Annotated in this window: 22 protein-coding genes; 11 read left to right on the top strand and 11 right to left on the bottom strand. The window is 67.0% G+C overall.

The features are described 5' to 3' along the window. Window positions 1–29 precede the first annotated feature (29 nt). A complete protein-coding gene (locus AB0876_RS29855; RefSeq protein ID WP_526043704.1) occupies window positions 30–914 on the top strand; it encodes an AIM24 family protein in 885 nt (294 codons plus the stop codon). On the opposite strand, the gene AB0876_RS29850 is transcribed toward AB0876_RS29855, so the two are convergent. The 6 genes from AB0876_RS29850 to AB0876_RS29825 all read right to left on the bottom strand — a co-directional run bounded on the left by AB0876_RS29850 (window position 895) and on the right by AB0876_RS29825 (window position 6,940). Then, window positions 895–2,154 (bottom strand): MFS transporter, encoded by a 1,260-nt coding sequence (locus AB0876_RS29850; protein WP_526043703.1) that lies wholly within the window; start codon window positions 2,152–2,154, stop codon window positions 895–897. The genes AB0876_RS29855 and AB0876_RS29850 overlap by 20 nt on opposite strands. Beyond that, complete coding sequence (locus AB0876_RS29845; protein ID WP_491842331.1) at window positions 2,151–3,239, bottom strand: PLP-dependent cysteine synthase family protein; 1,089 nt, start codon at window positions 3,237–3,239, stop codon at window positions 2,151–2,153. Before AB0876_RS29845 ends, AB0876_RS29850 begins: the two co-directional genes overlap by 4 nt. Before the next feature lie 71 nt (window positions 3,240–3,310). Beyond that, complete coding sequence (gene lpqS / locus AB0876_RS29840; RefSeq protein WP_526043702.1) at window positions 3,311–3,694, bottom strand: putative copper homeostasis (lipo)protein LpqS; 384 nt, start codon at window positions 3,692–3,694, stop codon at window positions 3,311–3,313. Next, complete coding sequence (locus tag AB0876_RS29835; protein ID WP_491842329.1) at window positions 3,691–5,907, bottom strand: heavy metal translocating P-type ATPase; 2,217 nt, start codon at window positions 5,905–5,907, stop codon at window positions 3,691–3,693. Before AB0876_RS29835 ends, lpqS begins: the two co-directional genes overlap by 4 nt. Next, a complete protein-coding gene (locus AB0876_RS29830; protein WP_526043701.1) occupies window positions 5,904–6,719 on the bottom strand; it encodes a DUF8832 domain-containing protein in 816 nt (271 codons plus the stop codon). Before AB0876_RS29830 ends, AB0876_RS29835 begins: the two co-directional genes overlap by 4 nt. Window positions 6,720–6,733: 14 nt before the next feature. Beyond that, the gene (locus AB0876_RS29825) at window positions 6,734–6,940 is read right to left on the bottom strand and encodes a heavy-metal-associated domain-containing protein (protein ID WP_491842327.1); all 207 of its coding nucleotides are present in this window, start codon (window positions 6,938–6,940) and stop codon (window positions 6,734–6,736) included. 98 nt (window positions 6,941–7,038) lie between these two features. Between AB0876_RS29825 and AB0876_RS29820 the strand changes: the two genes are divergently transcribed. Continuing rightward, the gene (locus AB0876_RS29820; protein ID WP_491842326.1) at window positions 7,039–7,755 is read left to right on the top strand and encodes a response regulator; all 717 of its coding nucleotides are present in this window, start codon (window positions 7,039–7,041) and stop codon (window positions 7,753–7,755) included. After that, window positions 7,752–8,855, top strand: a complete 1,104-nt coding sequence (locus AB0876_RS29815) for a HAMP domain-containing sensor histidine kinase (protein ID WP_526043700.1) — start codon at window positions 7,752–7,754, stop codon at window positions 8,853–8,855. The genes AB0876_RS29820 and AB0876_RS29815 overlap by 4 nt, the downstream gene beginning before the upstream one ends. Here the strand turns inward: AB0876_RS29815 and AB0876_RS29810 are convergent. The 4 genes from AB0876_RS29810 to AB0876_RS29795 form a co-directional block, all read right to left on the bottom strand. After that, entirely contained in the window at window positions 8,852–9,511 is a 660-nt protein-coding gene (locus AB0876_RS29810) for a DUF305 domain-containing protein (RefSeq protein WP_526043699.1), read from the bottom strand. The genes AB0876_RS29815 and AB0876_RS29810 overlap by 4 nt on opposite strands. Before the next feature lie 63 nt (window positions 9,512–9,574). Next, window positions 9,575–10,672, bottom strand: a complete 1,098-nt coding sequence (locus tag AB0876_RS29805; RefSeq protein ID WP_491842323.1) for an adenylate/guanylate cyclase domain-containing protein — start codon at window positions 10,670–10,672, stop codon at window positions 9,575–9,577. Between the two features lie 4 nt (window positions 10,673–10,676). After that, entirely contained in the window at window positions 10,677–11,957 is a 1,281-nt protein-coding gene (locus AB0876_RS29800) for a GAF domain-containing protein (RefSeq protein ID WP_526043698.1), read from the bottom strand. 150 nt (window positions 11,958–12,107) lie between these two features. Then, on the bottom strand, window positions 12,108–13,163 hold the full coding sequence (locus AB0876_RS29795) for a 2,3-butanediol dehydrogenase (RefSeq protein WP_491842321.1): 1,056 nt from the start codon (window positions 13,161–13,163) through the stop codon (window positions 12,108–12,110). Window positions 13,164–13,316: 153 nt separating this feature from the next. Here AB0876_RS29795 and AB0876_RS29790 point away from each other — a divergent pair, with 153 nt between their 5' ends. The 5 genes from AB0876_RS29790 to AB0876_RS29770 all read left to right on the top strand — a co-directional run bounded on the left by AB0876_RS29790 (window position 13,317) and on the right by AB0876_RS29770 (window position 21,609). After that, entirely contained in the window at window positions 13,317–15,146 is a 1,830-nt protein-coding gene (locus tag AB0876_RS29790) for a flavin-containing monooxygenase (protein WP_526043697.1), read from the top strand. An 82-nt stretch (window positions 15,147–15,228) separates the two neighbouring features. After that, window positions 15,229–15,720, top strand: coding sequence for a DNA-deoxyinosine glycosylase (locus tag AB0876_RS29785; protein WP_491842319.1), 492 nt, complete (start codon window positions 15,229–15,231; stop codon window positions 15,718–15,720). Window positions 15,721–15,778: 58 nt separating this feature from the next. Further along, entirely contained in the window at window positions 15,779–16,621 is an 843-nt protein-coding gene (locus AB0876_RS29780) for a sensor domain-containing protein (RefSeq protein WP_526043696.1), read from the top strand. 150 nt (window positions 16,622–16,771) lie between these two features. Then, on the top strand, window positions 16,772–19,939 hold the full coding sequence (locus AB0876_RS29775; RefSeq protein WP_526043695.1) for an ATP-binding protein: 3,168 nt from the start codon (window positions 16,772–16,774) through the stop codon (window positions 19,937–19,939). Window positions 19,940–20,046: 107 nt separating this feature from the next. Then, a complete protein-coding gene (locus tag AB0876_RS29770) occupies window positions 20,047–21,609 on the top strand; it encodes an HNH endonuclease signature motif containing protein (RefSeq protein ID WP_526043694.1) in 1,563 nt (520 codons plus the stop codon). A 39-nt stretch (window positions 21,610–21,648) separates the two neighbouring features. Here the strand turns inward: AB0876_RS29770 and AB0876_RS29765 are convergent, their stop codons facing one another. After that, window positions 21,649–22,461: a helix-turn-helix domain-containing protein gene (locus tag AB0876_RS29765; RefSeq protein ID WP_526043693.1), complete on the bottom strand. Its 813-nt coding sequence runs from the start codon at window positions 22,459–22,461 to the stop codon at window positions 21,649–21,651. A 27-nt stretch (window positions 22,462–22,488) separates the two neighbouring features. On the opposite strand from AB0876_RS29765, the gene AB0876_RS29760 reads away from it, so the two are divergent. The 3 genes from AB0876_RS29760 to AB0876_RS29750 are packed head-to-tail and all read left to right on the top strand — an operon-like array spanning window position 22,489 to window position 23,860. Continuing rightward, complete coding sequence (locus AB0876_RS29760; protein ID WP_491842314.1) at window positions 22,489–22,959, top strand: VOC family protein; 471 nt, start codon at window positions 22,489–22,491, stop codon at window positions 22,957–22,959. 9 nt (window positions 22,960–22,968) lie between these two features. Beyond that, window positions 22,969–23,406: an HIT family protein gene (locus AB0876_RS29755; protein ID WP_491842313.1), complete on the top strand. Its 438-nt coding sequence runs from the start codon at window positions 22,969–22,971 to the stop codon at window positions 23,404–23,406. Between the two features lie 10 nt (window positions 23,407–23,416). Continuing rightward, the gene (locus AB0876_RS29750; protein ID WP_491842482.1) at window positions 23,417–23,860 is read left to right on the top strand and encodes a nitroreductase family deazaflavin-dependent oxidoreductase; all 444 of its coding nucleotides are present in this window, start codon (window positions 23,417–23,419) and stop codon (window positions 23,858–23,860) included. The last annotated feature ends 15 nt before the right edge of the window (window positions 23,861–23,875 follow it).

The raw sequence follows: 23,875 nt of genomic DNA, 5'->3' as shown, positions 1-23,875 counted from the left end.
GAGCGGTGCTCCATCTGTAGCCTGAGGCGATGACTGTGAACGGAACCCCGCAACCCGGTTGGCTGCCTGATCCCGAGGGCCGCTACGAATACCGGTGGTGGGACGGACAATCCTGGACCGATCAGGTATCCCATCAGGGCCAGGCCGGCCGCGCGCCGATGGGAGCAGCGCCGCAGCAACAGCAGGCCCAGCAACCGCAGCCGCAGCAGGCACAGGTTCAGGCCCAGCAGCCCCAGGGTGGCGGGTTCGCCGGCATCAGCGGCGAACTCGTCGACGGCCGGTTCAGCGAGAAAGAGGCGACGCCGATCGCCAACCAGAACCGCAAGATGCTGCGGGTCCGTCTGGGTGACCCGTTCATGGCCCGGCAGGGCTCGATGGTCGCCTACCAGGGCAACGTCGACTTCGCCTTCGAAGGCGGCGGCGCATCGAAGTTCATCAAGAAGGCCCTGACCGGTGAAGGCCTTCCGCTGATGCGCTGCCAGGGCTCCGGCGATGTGTTCCTGGCCGATCAAGGTTTCGACGTACACCTGCTGCAGCTGTCCAACTCGGGTCTGTCGATCAGCGGCAAGAACGTGCTGGCCTTCTCGTCGAGCCTGGACTGGAACATCGAACGGGTCCGCGGCGGCAGCATCGCCACCGGCGGCCTGTTCAACACCACACTGCGCGGCACCGGATGGGTGGCGCTGACCACCGACGGCCCACCGGTCGTGCTCGACGCCGCCGAAGCCCCGACCTACGCCGACACCAATGCCGTGGTGGCCTGGTCGGCACACCTTCAGACTCAGCTCAAGACGAGTTTCAAGGCAGGTGCGCTGATCGGCCGGGGCTCCGGCGAGGCCGTGCAGGTCTCGTTCCACGGCAACGGATTTGTGATCGTGCAGCCTTCGGAGGGCGTCACCGTTCCGATGCAGTGAGCGACGCGGGCGCCAGCCTCCCGCCGTCCCTCGTCAACGCGTAGAGCGCCGCCGCGGACACCAGCCCGATCGCTGTGAGGCCCAGCCACACCAGCTCGGCCAGGTCCGCGGCGCGCGCGGCGCCGATCAGCGAACCGGTGGCCAGGTTGCCCAGCAGGATCCCGACGCCGACAACGGTGTTGTAGAACCCGTAGTGGGTGGCGACCAGTCGATCGCCCGACAGCGCCACGACGGTGTCCATCTCGAACGGGAACACCGCGGCCGAGCCCAGCGCCAGCAGCGCCGACGAGACGAGCAGTGCCGCCACCGCAGCGGCCGGCCCGAACCGGTCACCGTCGGGCACCACCGCCATCGGAACGAAGGCCGCCGCCAGCACCAGCAGGCCCACCACCAGGCTGCGCCGCGGCCCCCAGCGGTCGGCGAACCACCGCGTGATCCGTAACTGGCCACCCACCGCGATCAGACCTGATACCACGAATATGGCTGCCACCAGTGCGGTCTCGTTTCCGGGGCGAAGCTGCGCCGCCTGCAGCGGCAATGCCAGATACACCTGGAACGACAGCACGTAAGAGCCGATCATCGCCACTGCGAACATCACGAACCCGCGGTTGGCGACGACGCTGCGCCAGTCCTCCCACACCGAACTCCGCTGCTCTACAGGCGCGGCACGGTGCCGCGGCAGGGCCAGCAACTGAGCCACGGTCAGCACCGCGAACACCCCGGCCGCAACCCCGGCCGTCACCCGGAAATCGAAGGCCAGCAACGCCATTCCGGCCAGCGGACCCAAGAGGATTCCGGCCTGGTAGAACACGTTGAAGGTGGCGAAGGCCTCGACCCGCCGGTCACCGGCGTCGGCGGCCAAATACGCCCGCACGGCGGGGTTGAACAGGGCTCCGGCGAAACCTGTTGCCGCCGAGGCGATGAGCATCGCCGGCAGCGAGTCCGCGACGACGAGCAGCCCGAACCCCCCGGTGCGCAACAGACACCCCGCGACGATCAGCGGCTTGTATCCCAGCCGGTCGGCCAGCGTGCCGCCGACGATGAACATGCCCTGCTGAGAGAAATTCCGCACGCCCAGCACCAGCCCCACCGCCCACGCGGCCAGGCCGAGCGGCCCGGCCAGATAACCGGCCAGGTACGGCATGAGCATGTAGAAGCCCAGGTTGATGCCGAACTGGTTGACCATCAACAGCCGACTCGGCAGGTCGAAACTGCGGAACTGTGTGATGAGTCCCCTCACTGCGCCACCGCCGTCGGGTCGGTGACCGTCTCGCAGCGGGTCCAGGACTGCACCACGCGATCGCCTGGAGTGTCGATCGTCTCGGGTTCATCGGCCGGTTGGTGATCGAGCAGGCCGAGATCGCGGCAGTAGTCGTCGTTGTACACCGTGTCGAAGTACCGCTGCGGACCGTCGGGGAACACCGCAGCGATCGTGGTGGCCGGCGGATGGTTTCGCGCCGCCCAGCCGGCCACCAGACCGACTGCCCCGACGCTCCATCCCCCGCTGGCGTAGTACGTCGACGCCAGCGTCCGGGCAGCCCACACCGCGTCGGCCGGAGCCACCCAGTGGACCTCGTCGAACGCGCCGTAGTCCACATTGCGGGGATAGATGCTCGAGCCGAGGCCGCGCATGACGCGGGTTGCGGCAGGCTGCCCGAAGATGGTCGAGCCGATCGTGTCCACCCCGATCAGGCGCAGGTCCGGGTTGAATTCCCGCAGCACCCGCGCCACGCCGGCCGAATGCCCGCCCGTACCGACCGAGCAGACCAGCACGTCGACCCGGCCGATCTGGGCGTTCAGTTCCAACGCGAGCGGCCGGTAGGCCTCGACGTTGTCCGGGTTGTTGTATTGGTCCGGGTACCAGGCAGTGTCGTCGGCGGCCAGCAGTTCGGCCACCCGGTCCCGCCGGGCCTGCTGCCAGCCCCCGGTGGGATGTGGTTCGGTGACGGTTGAAACCTCGGCACCGTACGCGGTCAACATGCGCTCGATGATGGGCTCCAGGCCCGGATCGGTCACCAGGGTCACCGGATGGTGATAGATCGTTCCCGCGAAGGCAAGCCCCAGCCCCAATGTGCCACTGGTTGATTCGATGATGCGGCCACCGGGTTGCAGGTCACCTCGAGCCCGGGCCTGCTCCACCATGTGCATGGCAGGGCGGTCCTTCATCCCGCCGGGGTTGAAGCCTTCGAGCTTGGCCCAGAATCCGCGCCCGGGATCGGCGAACGGAGTGGACACCCACAGGGTAGGAGTGTGGCCGACCATGGTGTTGGGCCCACGGTTTCGGCGCAGAACGTGGAATGAACGGGTGGACAGGGCATGGTTCATGGATTCGTCGATTCTGTATCGGACCGCGCAGAGCGCGGCGACTGACCTGGACAGCGTCAAGACGCTGTCTGTCAGCGGCGTGCGATACAGATCCGCAGCAGAAGTGCTTGCCCGGCGAGTGGGATCCGATGACGGTCAGGTGGGCCCCGCGGCGCCCGCTCGGCGGCACACCCGCACAGCACCGCGCAGCCGACGATGAGAACAACCATCGAGAATGCCGCCACGGCAAGGTAATTCCTCGGAAGCACGGCGGCGGTGAATCCGTCCGGCATATGCGAAGCGGCATCGTCGCCGATATGAGGATGGTCGAACGTCAACTCACCGCCGTCGACACCGATTGCCGCAGCGACCGGGTGCGGCAGATGCGCCGGGTGATCGTGATTCGTGATCTGGACCAGCCCGGCAAAGGCGGCCGCCCACAGGACGATCCCCATCAAGGCTGCGAGCCACTTCATCGGAAACGTCTCAACCGCAGGCTGTTACTGACCACGAACACCGAAGAGAACGCCATCGCCGCACCGGCAAGCATGGGGTTGAGCAGTCCGGCCGCTGCCAGCGGCAACGCCGCGACGTTGTAGGCGAAGGCCCAGAACAGATTCCCCTTGATGGTGGCCAGCGTGCGCCGGGCCAGCCGGATGGCATCGGCGGCGGCCCGCAGATCACCGCGGACCAGGGTCAGGTCACTGGCCTCGATCGCCACGTCGGTGCCGGTCCCCATGGCCAGGCCGAGGTCCGCCTGGGCCAGCGCCGCGGCATCGTTGACACCGTCGCCGACCATGGCCACCACCCGACCCTCGTCCTGCAGCCGTTTGATGACGTCGACCTTGTCCTGCGGCAGTACCTCCGCGTAAACCTCATGTACGCCAACCTGTTCGGCGATCGCATGCGCTGCCGCCTCGTTGTCGCCGGTCAGCATGATCGGCTCAAGGCCGAGGGTGCGCAGCTGCTCGATCGCCTCCTTTGAGGTGGGCTTCACCGCGTCGGCCACCACCAGCACGGCGCGCGCCTGTCCGTCCCACCCCACGGCAATGGCCGTGCGGCCCTGACCCTGCGCCTCGCGCATCGCGGTGTCCAGGTCCGAGGGCAACTGCTGTCCCCAGTCGGCGAGCAGTTGACGTCGCCCGACCACGAGGGCGTGGCCATCGACGACACCTTGCACCCCGAGGCCCGCCACGTTGGCGAAATCCTCGACCGAGGGCAGCTCGCCCAGCTTGTCACGGGCGCCCTTGGCGATGGCCCGCGCGATCGGGTGCTCGGAGCCGTCCTCGACCGCGCCGGCCAGCCGCAGCACCTCTGCGGGATCCTCACCGGCGGTGGTGATCACGTCGAGCAGTGTCATCGCCCCGGTGGTCACCGTCCCGGTCTTGTCCAGCACCACGGTGTCCACGTGGCGGGTCGACTCGAGAACCTCGGGCCCCTTGATCAGGATGCCGAGTTGGGCGCCACGGCCGGTACCGACCAGGAGCGCGGTCGGGGTGGCCAGGCCCAGCGCGCACGGGCAGGCGATGATCAGCACCGCCACCGCGGCGGTGAACGCCGCGGCGACCGATCCGCCGGTGCCCAACCAGAACCCGAGCGTGCCCACCGCGAGCGCGATGACGATCGGCACGAAGACCGCGGACACCCGGTCCGCCAGGCGTTGCGCCTGCGCTTTTCCGGATTGCGCATCCTCGACCAGCTGCGCCATCTGGGCCAGCTGGGTGTCGGATCCGATCCGCTTGGCGCGCACCACGAGCCGGCCGCCGACGTTGACCGTGGCACCGACCACCTGGTCGCCGGCTCCCACTTCGACCGGAACCGATTCGCCGGTGAGCATCGAGGCATCCACCGCCGACGAGCCCTCGACCACCTCACCGTCGGTGGCGATCTTCTCGCCGGGCCGGACTACGAATTCGTCGCCCACAGACAGTGACTCGATGGGAATGCGTTGTTCCGCACCGTCTCGGAGAACCGCGACGTCCTTGGCGCCCAGCTCCAGCAATGCGCGCAGGGCTGCGCCGGCACGCCGCTTGGAACGCGCCTCGAAGTACCGCCCGGCCAGAATGAAGGTGGTGACGCCTGCGGCGACCTCCAGGTAGATGTTGCCGGTGCCGTCGGTCTGCGAAATGGCCAGCGAGAACGGATGCGTCATGCCCGGCATCCCCGCGGTACCCCAGAACAGCGCGTACAGCGACCAGCCGAATGCCGCGATGGTGCCCATCGAGATGAGCGTGTCCATGGTGGCGGTGCCGTGCCGCAGATTCGTCCACGCCGCCCGGTGGAACGGCAGCGCGCCCCACACCACGACCGGCGCGGCCAGGGTCAGCGAGAGCCACTGCCAGTTGGTGAACTGCAGCGCCGGGACCATCGCCATGGCCACCACCGGGATGGTCAGCGCCGCCGAAACCATCAGCCGGGTGCGCAGCGCCGCGGTCGGATCGTCCTCGGGATGGTGCTCGCCCGACTCTGTAGCCGGCAATTGTGCTGTGTAGCCTGCAGTTTCGACGGCCTCGATCAGCTGTTCGGGCGTCACCTCACCCGCGACGTCGACGGTAGCCTTCTCGGTGGCGAAGTTGACCGTCGCGGTGACGCCGTCGAGGTTGTTGAGCTTCCGCTCGATGCGTCCGGCACATGAGGCACACGTCATCCCACCGATCTCCAGTACGACGTGGCCGGTCGCGGTGCTCACGGTGCCCCCTCAACGGTGAATTCGGCGGTGTGCACCGCGTCGCGGTGCTTGAAGTCCAGGAACAACCGGTACTCACCGGCACTGGGAAGTGTGGCGTGGAAGGCGATCTGGGGGCCCGGCGCAGTGGCCGGGTCTGCGGCATCACTCATCGGGTGGACGTGCAGGTACTCCAGATCCGACGCGCGTAGCGCAACCAGGTGCCCGTAGGCGCCCAGGTACGGCTGCAGGTCGGTGACCGGCTTACCGTCCCGGCTGACCGACAGGGTCAGCTCCGAGGGCTGCCCGGCCTTGGCCACCCCGGCAAGGGTGACCGTATACCCGTCGACCGTGGCGCTGTCGGCAGGCGCGGGCAGCGGTTGCGGCTGGTACCTACCGGCGACGGTCAGGTCCGCGCCGAGATTGACCGCACGACCGTCACCCGGCACGAAGTCGGCGAACACCCGGTAGTCCCCGGGCTCGGCCAGATTCAGCGGAACACTCCACGTGCCCGATTCGTCGAGCACCGGATGCACATGCTGATAGCCGGTGAGGTCGCGCCGCACCACGATCAGATGCAGCAACTTTTCGTGGCTCTCGACGTACTCGGTCACCGGCGCGCCTGCGCCGTCGACGATCCGGAACCGCAGCGGCACCGCAGCACCGGACGGGAGCGCAGCCTCATCGAGTTGAAGCGTGTACGCCTCGTTGTGACCGGCGTCGTGGCCGGCGGCCGGGGCACTGCTCGGCGTGACCGCCGAGCCGATCCCGAACGATACGACGAACACCACGACGAGTCCGACGACGAACCCGATGAGCTTCTGCGGCGCACTCATGATCGACGGCAGTTTCAGCCTGCGACGGCGTAGCCGGCCTCGGCGACCGCATCGCTGATGGCGGACGGATCGAGCTGGTTGTCGCTGTCGATGGTGACCAGCCCAGTAGACAGATCGACCTCGACGGTGCGCACGCCGGGAATGCCGCCGACCTCTTCACGCACCGACGTGACGCAGTGCCCGCAAGTCATGCCGGTGACGGTGACAGTCTGGGTATTCATCAATTTCCTCCTGAACCAGCTTGGCAGTCGCCTCATACTATACCCCCCTAGGGTATGAATTTCCCATGGCCCCCGCCTCACTCCTGCACTATGGGCTGATGCAGCACATACCGGGTGGCTACCGGGCCCTGGTGGTCGACGACGAAGCCCCGCTCGCCGAGGTCATCGCCAGCTATCTGACCCGCGACCAATTCGAGGTCACCGTCGCCCACGAAGGGGCCGAGGCGCTGCGCCTGGCCCGTGAGGTCGACCCCGACGTGGTGATCCTGGACCTCGGCCTGCCCGGCATCGACGGCGTGGAAGTCTGCCGGCAATTGCGTACGTTCTCCGACGCCTACGTGGTGATGCTGACCGCCCGCGACACCGAGATGGACACCATCGTCGGTCTGTCGGTGGGCGCCGACGACTACATGACCAAACCGTTCAGCCCGCGGGAACTCGTGGCCAGAGTGCGGGCCATGCTGCGCCGGCCCCGCGTCTCCTCCCCCGCGGCGGTCGACGGCCGGGTGTTCGGCGCCCTGCGCATCGACGTCGACGGCCGCCAGGTTTTCCTCGACGACGAACCGATCATGCTGACGCGCACCGAATTCGACGTGCTTGCCGCCCTGTCGGCCCGACCCGGAGTGGCACTGAGCCGTCGTCAACTCCTCGAATCCGTATGGGAAACCACCTATGTCGGTAACGAACACCTCGTCGACGTCCATATCGGTCACCTCCGCCGCAAACTCGGCGACGACCCGGCCGACCCGCTGTACGTGATCACGGTGCGCGGCGTCGGATACCGCATGGGCACCGGGCAGGACGGCCAGCGATGACCGTCGGCCTGCGCACCCGGCTGCTGTCGGCCCAGGCCCTGGTACTGGTTGCGGGCGCCGGCACCACCGGACTGGTGGCCGCCATCGTCGGGCCGCCGCTGTTCCGCGAACATCTGCACCGCGCAGGGGTTTCCGGCGACTCGGCCGAGCAGATGCACGCCGAGGAGGCCTACGTCTACGCCACGGCCATCTCGATCGCGGTCGCGTCCTGCGTCGCGATACTGGCGGCGCTGATCGTCACCTGGTATGTCGGCAGGCGGCTGCAGCGATCCCTGACCGAGGTGACCCGGGCTGCGACGGCCATCGCCGACGGCCACTACGACTCGCGGGTGCCACCGGCACATCTCGGTGACGAATTCGACTCCCTGGCCAGCTCTTTCAACCAGATGGCCGGACGACTCGAGGCTGTCGACGCCGGCCGCCGCCGGCTGTTCAGCGATCTTGCTCATGAGATCCGCACCCCGGTTTCGGTATTGGAGGCCTACTTCGAGGCCATCGAGGACGGCGTGAGAACCCTCGACCCCGAGACCGTCATGATGCTGCGCCAGCAGACCCACCGACTGGTCCGGTTCGCCGGCGACGCCGCCGCCCTGGCCAAGGCCGAGGAGAGCCCGGCCACCATCACCCCGGTACCGGTGGCGACACACACCGTGGTGGCCGCCGCCGTCGCCGCAGCGCAGGACCGGTTCGACGACAAGGGCGTGACGTTGCGGTCCCAGGTCGCCGAGAACCTGCCGGCGCTGTGGGCCGATCCCCACCGGCTGGCCCAGATTCTGGGCAACCTGCTCGACAACGCGCTGCGACACACCCCGGCCGGAGGACAGGTGACGATCGGCGCCACCACCGGCCCCGAGAGCGGCAACGTCAGGCTGACCGTGACAGATACCGGCGAGGGCATCCCCGCCGAGCACCTGCCCCATGTCTTCGAACGCTTCTACCGGGCCGACACCGCACGCGACCGCGACCACGGCGGGTCTGGCATCGGGCTGGCGATCGTGAAGGCCCTGGTCGAAGGGCACCGCGGACGGATCGAGGTGACCAGCCCGGCGACCGGGTCGGGTACCGGGACCACCTTCACGATCATCCTGCCGACCAGCTAAAGCGAACCCAGAATCTGGCGCATGGTGTCGATCTCCCGCTGCTGCGTCTTCACGATGGTGTGGGCCATCTCGACCGCAGCGGGATACTGACCGTCCTTGATCTCATCCTGAGCCATGGTGATCGCGCCCTCGTGGTGGGCGATCATGTGCGTCAGGTACAGCTTGGCGGCCTCGGCGCCCTGGGCGTTGCGCAGCGCGGTCATGTCGGCCTCCGACACCATGCCCTGCATCGCGGGCATGTCGCCCTGCCCCATGTTGCCGTGGCCCATGTCGCCGTGACCCTGCTGCGGCATCGGCGGCATCGGGGGGTTCCCCCATTGCGTCAACCAGCCCTGCATCTGCGCGATCTCGGGAGCCTGAGCGCCCTTGATCTGGGTGGCCAGTTCGGTCACCCGCGCGTCGATGCCCTGCTTGGCGAGCAGCACGTCGCTCATCTCGACCGCCTGCTGATGGTGCGGAATCATGTGCTGGGCGAACATCACATCGGCGTCGTTGTGCGCCGAATTGTCCGCTTCACCCGGCGCTTGTGGGCTCGCCGCCGTCGCCGAGGTGGCGGTGGTCGCATCGGCCGCCCCGTCGGTGGACTGATTGCTACACCCGGCCACCAGGGCCGCCGCCACCACCGCGCCGGCGCCCAGCATCATCAGTTTCGTCATGCCTCAAGGTTCCCCAGGCTCGATGTGGCTGTCCTAGTCGTTCGATGAAGATTCGATAAAGGTCTACGCGATCCGGGCCCGAAACAGCTTGACGTCGTTCTTGACGCCCTTGAGATGGCGGGCTCCGGCGAACGACCAGCTGAACCGGTCCCCCTCGCCAACCGCGGTCCGGGTGGACTCCGCCACGAGCACGGTCCCGGGCCGCGCCGCTCCGGTCACCCGGCTGGCCAGATTCACCGAACCACCGAACCAGTCACCGGCCCGGCTCACCGCAGGCCCGGTCGCCAGCCCGACGCGCAGCCGCGGGAACTCCTCGTCGGTTTCGGTGACCGCCACCAACCGCAGCGCCGCATCCAGAAGCGCCGCCGCGTCGGTACTGACGAGCATCACCGCATCGCCGATCGTCTTGATCAACCGCACCGGTCCGACCGCCACCTCGTGGGCCGCTTCAGCCAGCCGATTCGCCAGCCGCTCAAGGTCTTCGGGCTGCACCACCTCGCCCAGCCGGGTGAACCCCACGATGTCGGCGAACGCGATGGTGACCAGCCGAGCACCAGGCAGCGGAACCCCCTCGGCCCGCTCGGATGCGCTGACCGCCTCGGTCTCCATCGCATGACGCAGCTGCACGAACAGCATGTCGGAGATCATCGGACCGATCAGCGGGGCCGCCTCGGCCACCAACGCCTCACTGGCCTTGGCGGTTTCCAATTCCGTCGCCGCCGGTGTCAATACTGCCGCCAGCGCGGCGTAGCGCATCACCTCGGCGGCCCGGCTGAGCCCCTCGGAGAGCACCCGCGTGATCTGCACGATCTGATCCGGGTCGATACCCAGTTCCAGGAAGCGCTCGGCGAAGCCCACCGCCTCTGCGTCGGCCCGCAACAGCACGGCAGCGTCCGGATCCTCTACCGTCGCCAGCCCCATCGCCCGTTGCAACCGCTGCACCAGCTCGACGTCCAGTCCCGTCTGCTCGCTGATCTCGCGGGTCGACACATAGGTGCCGTCATCTCCGGCCACCCGGCGCGAGGCCAGCAGCATCGGGGTGCCGGCCTGGCGGATCTGGTCGGCGCTGATGCCGCGAGCCAGAAGCCATTCGACCAGCTCGGCACGCTGCGCGCCGGCCTCGCCGTCGAGTCCGTCCAGGAGTGTGGGGTCGGCCGTCATCAGGTCAAGGTATACCGCGCACCGCATGAACCGCCGGAGCCGTCGACGCGGTGAGCAGCATCGACATGTCCTGTGGGTACCGAACGTCCACGACCACCGAATCCCCGAACCGGTAGGGCCTACCCGCCACGAGGCCGGCGAACTGCTTACGCAGACGCGACATTTCGGCACGCACGGTCACCACTCGCGACCGGTCACCGTAGAGATCCTCGGCGAGTTCGGGTGCCGACCGGCCCTGCTCGCTGGTCGCCAGAACCAGCAGGATCTCGGCATGACGGCTGGAGATGCTGCGCCGCCAATTGCCGAACTGGCCGGCCATCTCCAGCGACGGCTCCCCGTCGCGCAGGTCGAGGATGACCTTCGATGGCGCCGCAGTGGACTCGGCGTCGTCCACCACCCGGACCAGCCACCCGCCCGGCAACGATTCCACATCGCACATGCCCAGTGGCGGGATCCACACACGGCCGGGTAAACCGTTCTCGGGTAACAGGATCCGATTGTGCATGGGTAATGACGCGACCGCCGCCACCCATCCCTCGGCGTCGACCGCCAGCGCCGGACCCCCCACCCTGGCCAGCATCGGCGCGGCGACGGTGCGCAGCTGGTTCAACGTTCGGTCGTGCGCTTCGCGGAGCTGGGATTCGGCCAGCCGCGCCACCAGATCCACCAGGGCCACCGTCGTCGGGTGCACCGTCGGAGCCGGGCCCGACACGTCGACCACCCCGATCACCTGCCCGGTGCGCGGATCGCGGATCGGGGCGCCGGCGCACGTCCACGGGTGGTGACTGCGCAGGAAGTGCTCGGCCGAGAAGATCTGCACCGCACGATGGGAGGCCAGCGCGGTGCCGATACCGTTGGTGCCCACCGCGTTCTCACTCCACGACGCACCCTCGATGAAACCCAGCCGGTCGGCGAGGCCCAGCACCCGCGGCGATCCGGACCGCCACAGCACCCGACCGCGGGCATCGGCGATGACCAGGATGTTGTCGCCCTCTTCGATCACCGATTCGAGCCCGCGCGTGACCTCGTCGAGTACCGACATCAGTCCCGACTGTTGCCTGAGCAAGTCCAGTCCGGTGGTCTCGACGCGAGGCGGGATGTGTTGGTCGGGGTTGATCCCCTTGGCCCGCAACCGGTTCCAGGAATCTTCGATCACCGAGCGCGGACGCGCGGGCGCCCGGTCACCTGACATGGTCGCGTCGTAGACGGCCGACAACAGCATCGCGTAACGCCGCGGGTCCTCACCGGAGGAAACCGCGGGCTCAGGTACCGACGAACCAGCCATCACCGCCGATTGTGCTCCACATCACAACATGACGCCACGACAACCCACCGATCCACAAACTAACCGTCACGTCAAATCCACCCGAGGATCGGCTACACGCTCGAATGTTTTTGCTTTGTCAGCTATTTCGGGCCACCCTGCCCTGCGATGTCACGATGCGCCTGCGCTCGGGTCGACCAGAACCTTCATCTTCTTACCTGCGTGCAGAGCCTCGAATCCCTCGTCGATCACGTCGTCGATGGCAATGGGAGTAACCCACCCCTTCGGGTCGTACAGCCCCTGCGCCATGAGATCGATGACCGCCTCGAAGTCGGCCGAGGTGTAGCACAGTGAGCCCTGGATCCGGGATTCGTTCATCACCAGGTTGAGCAGCGGTGTCGCAAGCGGTTTCTCGTAGATCGCAACACTGATCGTCGGCCTGCGCGCCCCCACGCATGCTGTCGCCGCGGCGATCGCCGGCGCGACCCCGGCGGCGTCGTACGCCGCGTCGGCACCCCGGCCGTCGGTGCGATCGGCGATGAACGCGGGAACATCGGTAGCGGTCGGATCCAGGGTCCTCGCCCCGAGCGTCTCGATCGCCGCACGCCGGGTGGGCGACGGCTCCACCACGAACACCTCGTCGAGCCCCTTGCCGCGCAGCGCAAACCAGAGCCCGATGCCGATCGGTCCGGCCCCGAAGATCACGGCGGTGTGCAGCGGACCGACCTCCCCGAGGGTTGCGGCGTGGTAGGCCACCGACATCGGTTCGACCAACGCGCCCAGCTCGAGCGACACGTTGTCGGGCAGTCGGTGCAACATGTCGGCCGGAACGACGGTGTACTCGGCCATGCCTCCGTCGGACATCAGTCCGTGGAAACCGATCTGCTGGCAGATGTTGTAGGTGCCGGCCCGGCACGGCGCGCAATTGCCGCATCGGTAAATGGGCTCGATCGCTACCCGGTCGCCGGGTGCATACCCGGTGACACCGGCGCCCACCTCGGTGATGGTTCCGGAGAACTCGTGCCCCATGGTCAGCGGCAACTGCCTGCCGGTCAACGGATGCGGTTCGGTGGGCACAAAAATCGGGCCCGCATAATATTCGTGCAGGTCAGTGCCACAGATTCCATTGAAACCGACTTTGATCTTGACGGTGCCGGGGGTGGGGTCGGGCTCCGGGACATCGGCGATCTCGACCTTGTTCGGCCCGTAGTACACGGCTGCTTTCATGGTGGATGTTTCTAGGCCCATGCCCCTGCATGTCGTAAGGGTTGCAAGGCGTTGCGATGTCTTCCCGCAGGTCTTTTCGCACGCAAATGCCTGTGCGGATGCAACCCCGTGCAACCCTTGTTGCGGTCTTTGACACGGTGTGGGCTGGGCCACATGACACAGACCACCGCCGCACCGCTGACCACACTGTCACCCCAGGAACGGGTTGACACCTGGCTGGCCGACTTCGAGTCCGCGCTCGCTGACCGGGACATCGAACGCGTCGTGGGGAAGTTCGCGACCGACAGCTTCTGGCGGGATCTGGTCGCATTCACCTGGAACCTCAAGACCGTCGAGGGCCACGAGGGCATCACAGAAATGCTGGCCGCGCGGTTGAACGACACCGACCCCTCGGGATTCCGGACGGCGGAAACCCCCACCGAGGACTTCGACGGCGAGCACGTCATCACCTCGGCATTCATCGAATTCGAGACCTCGGCGGGTCGCGGCAAGGGCCACCTGCGGCTGCGCGACGAACTGGGCTGGACCCTGCTGACCACGCTGCAGGAACTCAAGGGCCACGAGGAACGCAAAGGCACCAACCGGCCGTTGGGCGCAACACACGGCTCAGATCCCGACACCCGTTCGTGGTCCGAGAAGCGTCTCGACGAGGAGCTGACCCTGGGCTACTCCGAACAGCCGTACACCCTGGTCATCGGCGGTGGGCAGGGCGGCATCGCCCTCGGCGCCAGGCTGCGCCAACTCGGTGTGCCCGCCATCGTGGTCGATCAACACGAACACCCCGGCGATCAGTGGCGCAAACGCTACAAGTCGCTGTGCCTGCACGACCCGGTCTGGTACGACCACCTGCCGTATCTGCCCTTCCCGACGAACTGGCCGGTGTTCGCCCCCAAGGACAAGATCGGCGACTGGCTGGAGTTCTACACCCGGGTGATGGAAGTGCCCTACTGGAGCTCGACCACCTGCCTGTCTGCCACCTACGACGAAGCCGAAAAGCGATGGACCGTCGAGGTCAATCGCAACGGCGAAGCGGTGACCCTGCGGCCCGTGCAGCTCGTGCTGGCAACCGGGATGTCGGGCAAGCCCAACATCCCCACGCTGGCGGGCCAGGAAGTGTTCCTGGGCGAGCAGCACCATTCCAGCCACCACCCCGGCCCGGACCGATACGTCGGCAAGCGCGCCGTGGTGATCGGCGCCAACAACTCCGCCCACGACATCTGTAAGGCGTTGTACGAGAACGACGTCGACGTGACGATGGTCCAGCGATCCTCTACCCACATCGTCAAGTCGGAGTCGCTCATGGAGCTGGGTCTGGGCGCCCTGTACTCGGAACGCGCAGTGGCTGCCGGAATGACCACCGAGAAGGCGGATCTGACCTTCGCATCGCTGCCGTATGCCATCATGGCCGACTTCCAGCGGCCCATCTACGACGCGATCCGCCAGCGCGACAAGGACTTCTACGCGCGACTGGAGGCCGCCGGGTTCGACCTGGACTTCGGCGACGACGACTCCGGCCTGTTCATGAAATACCTCCGCCGCGGCTCGGGCTACTACATCGACGTCGGCGCCTGCGAACTGGTCGCCGACGGCAGCATCAAACTCGCCCATGGTGAGGTCGACCGGCTGACCGAAGACTCGGTGATCCTGGCCGACGGCACCGAACTTCCCGCCGATGTCGTGGTGTACGCCACCGGGTTCGGATCGATGAACGGCTGGGCGGCAGACCTGATCAGCCAGGAAGTCGCCGACCGGATCGGCAAGGTGTGGGGTCTGGGCTCCGGCACCACCAAGGACCCCGGTCCATGGGAAGGCGAACAACGCAACATGTGGAAGCCCACCCAACAGCCCAACCTGTGGCTGCACGGCGGCAATCTGCACCAATCCCGGCACTATTCGCTGTATCTGGCGTTGCAGCTCAAGGCCCGCTACGAAGGCCTGGACACGCCGGTGTACGGACTGCAGGAGGTCCATCACCTGAGCTGACGACTTACGACATGGCGCCCCGAACGTGACTCCCCCCACGCCGTTCGGGGCGCCCGCGTGTGCGCGGGGTATACATGCGAGGGTGTCGGAGCTCCTGCACGGGCTGGACCCCCTCGTCGGGCAGCTGCCCCGAGTGCTGATCCTCGGCAACATGCCGAGCGTGATGTCGTTGGCCTCGGGCCAGTACTACGGCAATCCACGCAACGCGTTCTGGCGAATCGCCGGGGCGCTGTTCGGGTTCGATGCCGCTGCTCCGTATCCGGACCGGGTGAGTGCACTGTGCGCGCACCGCGTCGCGGTCTGGGATGTGCTCCGGTCCTGCCGTCGAGTCGGCAGCCTCGACTCGGCCGTCGAGCGGGACAGCATGGTGCCCAACGACTTTGCGGCATTCTTCGCCGCCCACCCCACCGTTGAACGGTTGGTATTCAACGGCGCTGCCGCGGAGACCAACTACCGGCGCCTGGTCGGCACTCCCCCGCTGCCCAGCCTGCGGGCTCCCTCGACCAGTCCCGCCCAGACCATGCGCTTCGAGGGCAAACTGGCTGCCTGGCGGTCGGCACTGGAGACAATCTGAGCGTATCCGGCGGTTGACGCTCATTGCGGGCCCCGTCGACCGTTACGCTTCGGCCACCATGACGTATCCACCGCAAAGCCCGTGGCCGCCTCAGCCGCCGCCCTGGCCGCCCGCGCCCATGCCCCCGGCCGCACCCGCACCGCGGCGTGGCAACAAGACCGTCGCCTGGGTCATCTTGGGAGTGGTGGTGTGTGCCCTACTCGTGGCGGGACTCATGTACTTCCTCGGCACCGGGGAGCAGACCAAGACGGTCAAGGATTCCGCTCTGCAGCGCACCCTGCTGACGCCTGCCGAAGCAGGCAACATCTTGGGAACCCCGTCGCTCGTGGGCGACCCCAATTACGACGACGGCGCCGTTCAGTCCACCTGGGACACCGAGCGCGGGAACGATCCGTGCGTGATCGGCGATCCGGCCACGGCGGGCTGGTACCAGGACACCGGTTCGACGGCGGTACGCCGGCAGTTCCTGCAAGCCCCCGAAGGGAACGAGGCCGGGCAGGAAGTGTTGTTCGACCAGGCGGTGATCGCTTATCCCGACACCGAGACCGCGCGCAAGGTAGTCGAGGACATTCGAGGCAAATGGCAGCAATGCGTGGGCCAGGACGTGACCCAGACCTTTCCAGACGAAGATCCGTGGCCCTGGCATATCGGTGACGTCTCGGAGAGCGATGGCGTGGTCGTGTCGTACGCAACGGACCTCAGCGATGACGCCAACGGCTGGGTATGCCACTTCGGCATGGCACCGCGACACAACGTGGTGGTCCAGACCCAGGTGTGCGGCACTACGGCCAACGCCGATTTCATCGAACAACTGGTGGCGAAGATGAGCCAGAAGGTTGACACCGTCGCGGAATCGAACAAATCGCGTCATCGCCATTTCCGATTCGGACGGCACCACTAGGCGCCCACCGGTCCGGCGTCGACGCAGGTCGTTGCTCGATTCGTCGTTGCTGCGGAAAAGGCCCATCGTGGCGGTGGGCCATCCCCGCCCCTTCGGCGTTGCTGCGTTCTATTCTCGATGCAGCAGGTTCTCCGATGGCGGGGGCTTCGAATGACGGAAACTGCGACGTGCCGCGCGTGTGGCACCGAGCCGCGGGCCGACGCCCGGTACTGCGACGCGTGCGGCGCACCCGTCACGTCCACTCCGGGCGCCGAATACAAGCAGGTCACCGTCTTGTTCGCCGACGTCGTCCGGTCCATGGACATCGCAGCGACCCTCGGAGCCGAACGGCTCCGCGAGATCATGAGCGACCTGTTCAACCACTCCGCCGCCGTGGTCCGCCGATACGGCGGCACCGTCGACAAATTCACAGGTGACGGCATCATGGCCATCTTCGGCGCACCGGTTGCGTTGGAAGACCATGCTTTTCGCTCGTGCCTGGCCGCACTCGAAATCCAGCAGGAGACCGCCCTGCTGGCGGTGCAGGTGACGGCCCGCGACGGCCTCGATCTGCAGCTTCGCATCGGTCTGAGCTCTGGTCAGGTCATCACCGGGGAAGTCGGCACCGACACGATGAGCTACACCGCAATCGGTGAGCACGTAGGCATGGCGCAGCGCATGGAATCGGTCGCGCCGCCCGGTGGAGTGATGCTCACCGAGTCGACCGCACGCCTGGTCGAGGACACCATGATGCTGGGCGAGGCTGAGATGGTCCAGGTCAAGGGTGCCGAGCAGCCGATCCGAGCCCGCCGGCTGCTCCAGCTCAATTCCGCACACAACCTGCTCAATGTCGGAGAATCGACCCTGGTCGGCCGGGGCTGGGAATTGTCCGCCGTCGAGGGCATCCTCGAACGTTCGATGCAGGGGCACGGCAGCATCGTCCTGCTGGTGGGCGGACCCGGTATCGGCAAGAGCCGGCTGGTCAGCGAACTCGCGGCAAAGGCCACCGCACGAGGGGTGCCGGTGCACTCCACATTCTGCGAGTCCCACACCAGTGAAATCCCCTTTCATGCCATCACCGGCCTGCTGCGGGCGGGATTCGGCGTGGCGGACCTCGACCGTGAAGCGGCCCGCGCGAAGCTTCGAGACCAGGTTCCCGACGACACCACAGAGAGCCTGGAGCTACTCGACGACCTGCTCGGCATCGGCGACCCCGACGTCGTTCTGCCGACGATCGACCCCGATGCCCGGCGGCGGCGGCTCACCACCCTCGTCAACGCCGCGTCGCTGGCGCGGAGTGCCCCGGCGGTCTATGTCGTCGAGGATGCCCACTGGATCGACGGGGTCAGCGAATCGATGCTGTCGGACTTCCTGTCGGTGACACCGCAGACGCCGTCCCTGGTCGTGATCACCTACCGCCCCGAATACCACGGCGCGCTCAGCCATGTCCATGGCGCGCAGACGATAGTGCTTGCACCACTGGATGATTCCGAGACCTCGGCCTTGATCAACGAGATGCTGGGGACCGGTGACGGGGTTGCCGACCTGACCGACACCATCGCCGGGCGGGCCGCCGGGAACCCGTTCTTCGCCCTCGAGATCGTGCGCGACCTGGCCGAACGGGGCCTGCTCCGCGGCGAACGCGGCGCCTACGTGCTGTCCGACGGACAGGGTAGCGTGAGCGTGCCTGCCACGCTGCAGGCCACCATCGCCGCGCGGATCGACCGGCTGGCCCCGGCGGCCAAGCGAACTCTGAGCGCCGCTGCGGTGATCGGGTCCCGGTTCAGCGCGGGTCTGTTGGCCTGCCTGGACACCGAACCCATCTTTGAGGATCTGATCGAGGCCGAGCTGATCGATCAGGTGCAGTACACGCCGTACGCGGAGTTCGCATTCCACCACCCGATGGTGCGGACCGTCGCCTACGAATCACAGCTGAAATCCGATCGCGCTGAACTGCATCGGCGCCTCGCCGAAACCATAGCCGCACGCGAACCCGAATTGGCCGGCGAGAACGCTGCGTTGATCGCCGAACACCTGGAAGCTGCCGGCGACCTGCATGCCGCATACAGCTGGCACATGCGCGCCGGAGCGTGGGCGAACAACCGGGATTCCGCTGCGGCCCAGCTGTGTTGGGAGCGTGCCCGCCAGATCGCCGACCTGCTGCCCTCCGATGATCCCGATCGGGCTGCGATGCGGATAGCTCCGCGCACTCTGGTGTGCGGTAATGGCTTCCGTAGCAAGGTGGGGGTCTCGGGCGCTCGGTTCGAAGAGCTGCGGGAGCTGTGCGAGGCGGCCGGAGACAAAGCCTCACTGGCGGTCGGCATGGCCGGGCTCACCGGCGAACTGATGCTGCAGGGGCGGGTGCGCGAAGCGTCACAGCAGGTGTCCGAGCACATGTCCCTGATCGAATCCATCGGCGACCCGGCGCTCACGGTCGGCTTGTCGGCGACCCCGATCTCGCTCAAGATCGAGAGCGGCGAAATGGGTGAGGTGCTGCGCTGGTCACAGATGGCCATCGATATGGCCGACGGCGACGCCACCAAGGGCAATTTCATCGTCGGCTCACCGCTGGCAGCGGCGTTCGCCGCGCGAAGCATCGCCAAATGGGCTCTGGGCCTTGATGGTTGGCGCGCTGACCTCGATCATGCGCTCGCCATGGCACGCAACACCGACAGGTTCACCCACGCTCTCGTCATCACCTGGACGTACTTCACCACGGTGTCCTGCGGAGTACTGCTCGCCAGCGATGACGCGATGCGCGACATCGACGGTGCCCTGCAGATCACCGAGGGGGCCGGCGACGACATCGCGCTCGGCCTGGCGCGCGTGACCATGGGATACGCCTTGCTGAACCGAGATTCACCGGCCGACCGCGAGCGAGGATTGACCATCCTCGGCCAGGTTCGCCAGATGTGCGTCAGCGGACGGTTCTATATGTCCGAGCTGGTCGGCATCGATGTCTACACCGCGCGCGAACGGGCCAAGCGCGGAGATCGGGCCGGGGCCATCCGGGTGCTGCGCGAAGCGATCGACGACCTCTTCCACAGCGGGCAGCTCCCGTACAACATCTTGGCGACCGGAATCCTCGCCGAGGCCCTGCTGGATCGGGGCGCCGAGGGCGATGTGGCCGAGGCCGAGGCGGCGATCGCGAGACTGGCCGCGGCCCCGGCCGAGGACGGCCTGATCATTCGCGACATCATGCTGCTGCGGGTCCGGGCGCTCATCGCCCGCGCCAAGAGCGACGACGCGAGCTACCGCACATACCGTGACGAGTACCGCGATATGGCGACCCGGCTCGGCTTCCAGGGGCATATGGCACAGGCCGCGGCACTGCCCTGACTGCGCGGCACTCGGCGGATTCGCCGTCGCGCGCCTCTGCCTGTGGACGGATCGTGCGCTGTGGATAACCTCTGCCCGCGTCGGCGGGTCGGAGTATCATCGAACATGTGTTCGATGATACTTCCGACGCGGCTCTGATCGACAAGGTCGGTGCTGCCACGCGGGCGGAGTCGGTGGCGATCGCGACACGTCTAGCCGCGATCGGGGCGTTGGACACCCTGCGTGAACAAGAACTGATCGACAGCATTTTGTGGCGCACCGATCCGTTCGAGGAGGTGTGCGCCGAGGTGTCGGCGGCGATGCGGATCAGTCGTGGCCGCGCCGGTACTCAGGTGCATCACGCCCGGGTGTTGCGCGACAAACTGCCCCAGGTGGCGGCTCGGTTCGCGGTCGGGGACATCGACTACCGGGTGGTGCGGATGATCATCGCCCGCACCGAGATCGTGGATCCGTCGGTGTGGGTGGGTTTGGATGCCGAACTGGCCGCCCGGGCGGATCGGTGGATGCGGTTCTCCGAGCGCCAGTTGCGGGATCGGATCGATCAGTGGGTCGCCAAACTGGATCCGAACGGGGAGCGGGTGCCGCCGGATCTGATCGAGGAACGGTTTGTGCAGATCGAACCAGGCAGCCCAGGTAAAGCCACGGTGTGGGCCAACGTCGATGCCTGCGATGCCGCGGCCCTGGATCAACGCCTGGATGCGCTGGCCGCGACGGTGTGCGAGCACGATCCCCGCACCCACGACCAGCGCCGCGCCGATGCGGTGGGACCGCTGGCGCGGCTGGAAGCCCAACTGGCCTGCCGGTGCGGGCGCGAGGATTGCCCGGCCGGGCAGAATCGGGCTGCTGCCGATGCGGCGGTGCTTCATGTGTTGGCCAATCGAGCCACTGTGGATGGCACGTCGAATGATCCGGGGTATATGCCCGGGTACGGGATCCTGCCCGCCGAGAGTGTGCGGGACTTGGCGGGTTCGGCGAAGATCAAGCCGGTGGTGGTGCCGACGCCGGAGAACACCGCCGACACCTCGGACACTGAAGCGACGGGCACCGCAGCGACGGCCAGCACTGACGCTGCCGGGGATGTGGAAGGCGAGGACCCTGCCGGCGCGGAGGCCACGACCGACACGGCCAACACTGGCGAGCCGGGTTATCGCCCGTCGGTGGCGCTCTCGGAGTTCATCCGCTGGCGTGACCTGACCTGTCGGTTCCCAGGTTGTGATGCGCCGGTGGATCGCTGCGATATCGACCACACCGCACCCTGGCCCGCCGGCCCCACGCACCCGTCGAACACCAAATTGTATTGCAGGGCACACCATTTGGTGAAGACGTTTTGCCCGGGGTGGTCGGATCGTCAATTCCCCGATGGCACAGTCGAAATCACCACACCGACCGGGCACACCTACACCACCGAACCCCACGGCGCCGGAATGTTCCCGGACCTGGGCCGGCCGACCGGGGACCTGAATCTTCCCGAACCTCAGGATCCGGACCCGAAATCGAGCCCCAACCGGGCGGCGAGGATGCCCAAACGCACACAAACCCGCGAACAAGACCGCCAAGACCGCATCGCCGAAGAACGAGCGCTACGCGCCGAATTCAACAAGGACCTCGAAAACGAACGCGCCTACCAAGCCTGGCTCGCCGAAGAATACGGACCACCCCCACCCTTCTGAGCGGGATGCGCTCTGTCCTTGTTGGCGCAGGGGCCACTGTCACTCATCTGCGACATGTGTGTGCCGGGCGGCGTACTCCCCCGGTGTGCTGCCGAGCATGGACCGGAAGTCGTTGATGAAATGGGCCTGGTCATACCAGCCGAGTCGTACTGCGAGATCAGCGAAGTCGACTCCGGGCACGGTCTCGATCTCCAAAGCCGCCTGCTGCAACCGATATCGGCACAGTACCCATTTGATCGTCACCCCTACATAGCGCCGGAACACCCGCTGCGTGGTTCGCGTACTCCACGGCGAGAGCTCCATGACCTGCTCCACGCGCTGCAATGTCGCGTCGTCACGCATCCGGTCGATCAACGGGCAGAGCGCGCGATAGGTCGGGTCTGGCTCACCTGCCATCGCACCGATCGCCTCGTCCAGATCCGGTGCGCCCAAAAACCCGTCGTCTACCGGCACCACGCGGCCGGTGAGCGCCGCAGCGTCCCCACCAAAACGGCCAACGAAACCACCGGGGCGAAATCGCGCCCCCACCACACCGCCTCGACCGCTGATCGTGATGCGGAAAACCTCGGGTACCACCCCGTGCAACAACGTGGCGGGCAGCCGATGACCATGACGCACAACATCATCGCCCCACTCGCGGGTGAGATGCATGGCAGGGAAGGTGATCACCGTGCTCTCGAACGGACCTGCCTCATGCCGGTCCCAAGTCACCGACCAGAAGTGCTCGACGAAGCGGGCGGCCGCCTCCGATGGCGCCCAACGCTGGAGGTCGAATGCCGAGGCACTGCCCGCACGGCCGACCACGCCGCGCATCGGCGCGTTCTGCTGTGACGCGTTTTTCCAAGCCGGCATCAACCCCAGCCTACGAAACTGGTCGACATGAGTGTCACACCGATTCCCGAGGGCTACACCAGCCTGACCCCGTTCATCTGCGTCGACGGCGCTGCCGACGCGATCGCGTTCTACCAGAACGTGTTCGGTGCCACGGTCATCGAGCGGATGGACGGCGCTGACGGCACCGTTTCGCACGCCGAACTGGATTTCGGCAACGGCCGGCTGCAACTCGGCGACCCACAGGAGGCGTTTCAGATCGCCGCTCCCCCGCAGGGTGCCCCGGCGACGTATTCGATGGGGCTGTACTGCCCCGACGTCGACGAGGTGGTGGCCCGCGCAGAGAAGGCCGGGGCGACCATTCGCGAGCCCGCGCAGACGTTCGTCACCGGTGACCGGTTCGCGTCGGTCCTCGACCCGTTCGGTCTGCGCTGGACCGTCATGACCCGCGTCGAAAACCTCACGCCGGCCGAACGCGAACGACGCGTCGCCGAATGGGCGGCCACCGCCGGCGGCTAACGTGGCGGGATGTCTTGCGTGTTCTGCGCCATCGTCGCAGGTGATGCCCCCGCCATCCGCATCTACGAGGACGACGACTACCTGGGCATCCTCGACATCAGGCCGTTCACCCGCGGACACACCCTGGTGATCCCGAAGCGCCACAGCGTCGACCTGACCGATACGCCGGCCGAGACCGTGGCTGAGATGGCCCGCATCGGTCAACGCATCGCGCGTGCAGCCCGCCGATCCGGGCTGCACGCCGACGGCAACAACATCGTGATCAATGACGGCAAAGCCGCCTTCCAGAGCGTCTTCCACATCCATCTGCACGTCGTGCCGCGCCAAACCGGCGACAAGCTGTCCTTCGTCAAGGGCATGATGGTGCGCCGCGACCCGGACCGCGAGGAGTCGGGACGCCTGTTACGTGCGGCGCTGGCGGAGCTCGACGAATCCGCGCAGGATTGAGCCCATGAGCATGCCCTGGTGGGAGCGGTACATCGGCCTCCCGATGTTGATGTTGCACGACAAGATCTACAAAGCCACCGACGGCCGGATCGGGCACACGATTCCGGGTGGCCCGTCGACGCTGATCCTGCATACCGTCGGAGCCAAAACCGGCCAGCAGCGCGCGAATTCGCTGGCCTATGCGAAGGACGGCGCCGACTACCTCGTGGTGGCATCCAAAGGCGGCGAGCCCACGGCTCCGGGCTGGTACCACAACCTGAAGGCCAAACCGCAGGTCGAGATCAACGTCGGCCCCAAGCGATTCGGCGTCACCGCCAAACCTGTGTTGCCCGGCGACCCCGACTACCCGCGTCTGTGGGACATCGTGAACGACATGAAGGGCAACAAGAACCGCTACATCGGCTACCAGAAGCGGACGACGCGCCCGATTCCGGTGGTCGTGCTGACGCCCTAGTCGCGCTGACGCCTC

Origin of the sequence: Mycobacterium sp. NPDC049093, from assembly GCF_040704635.1 — a bacterium.
Classification (GTDB): Bacteria; Actinomycetota; Actinomycetes; order Mycobacteriales; family Mycobacteriaceae; genus Mycobacterium.
This window is presented reverse-complemented; position numbering and strand designations above follow the sequence as displayed.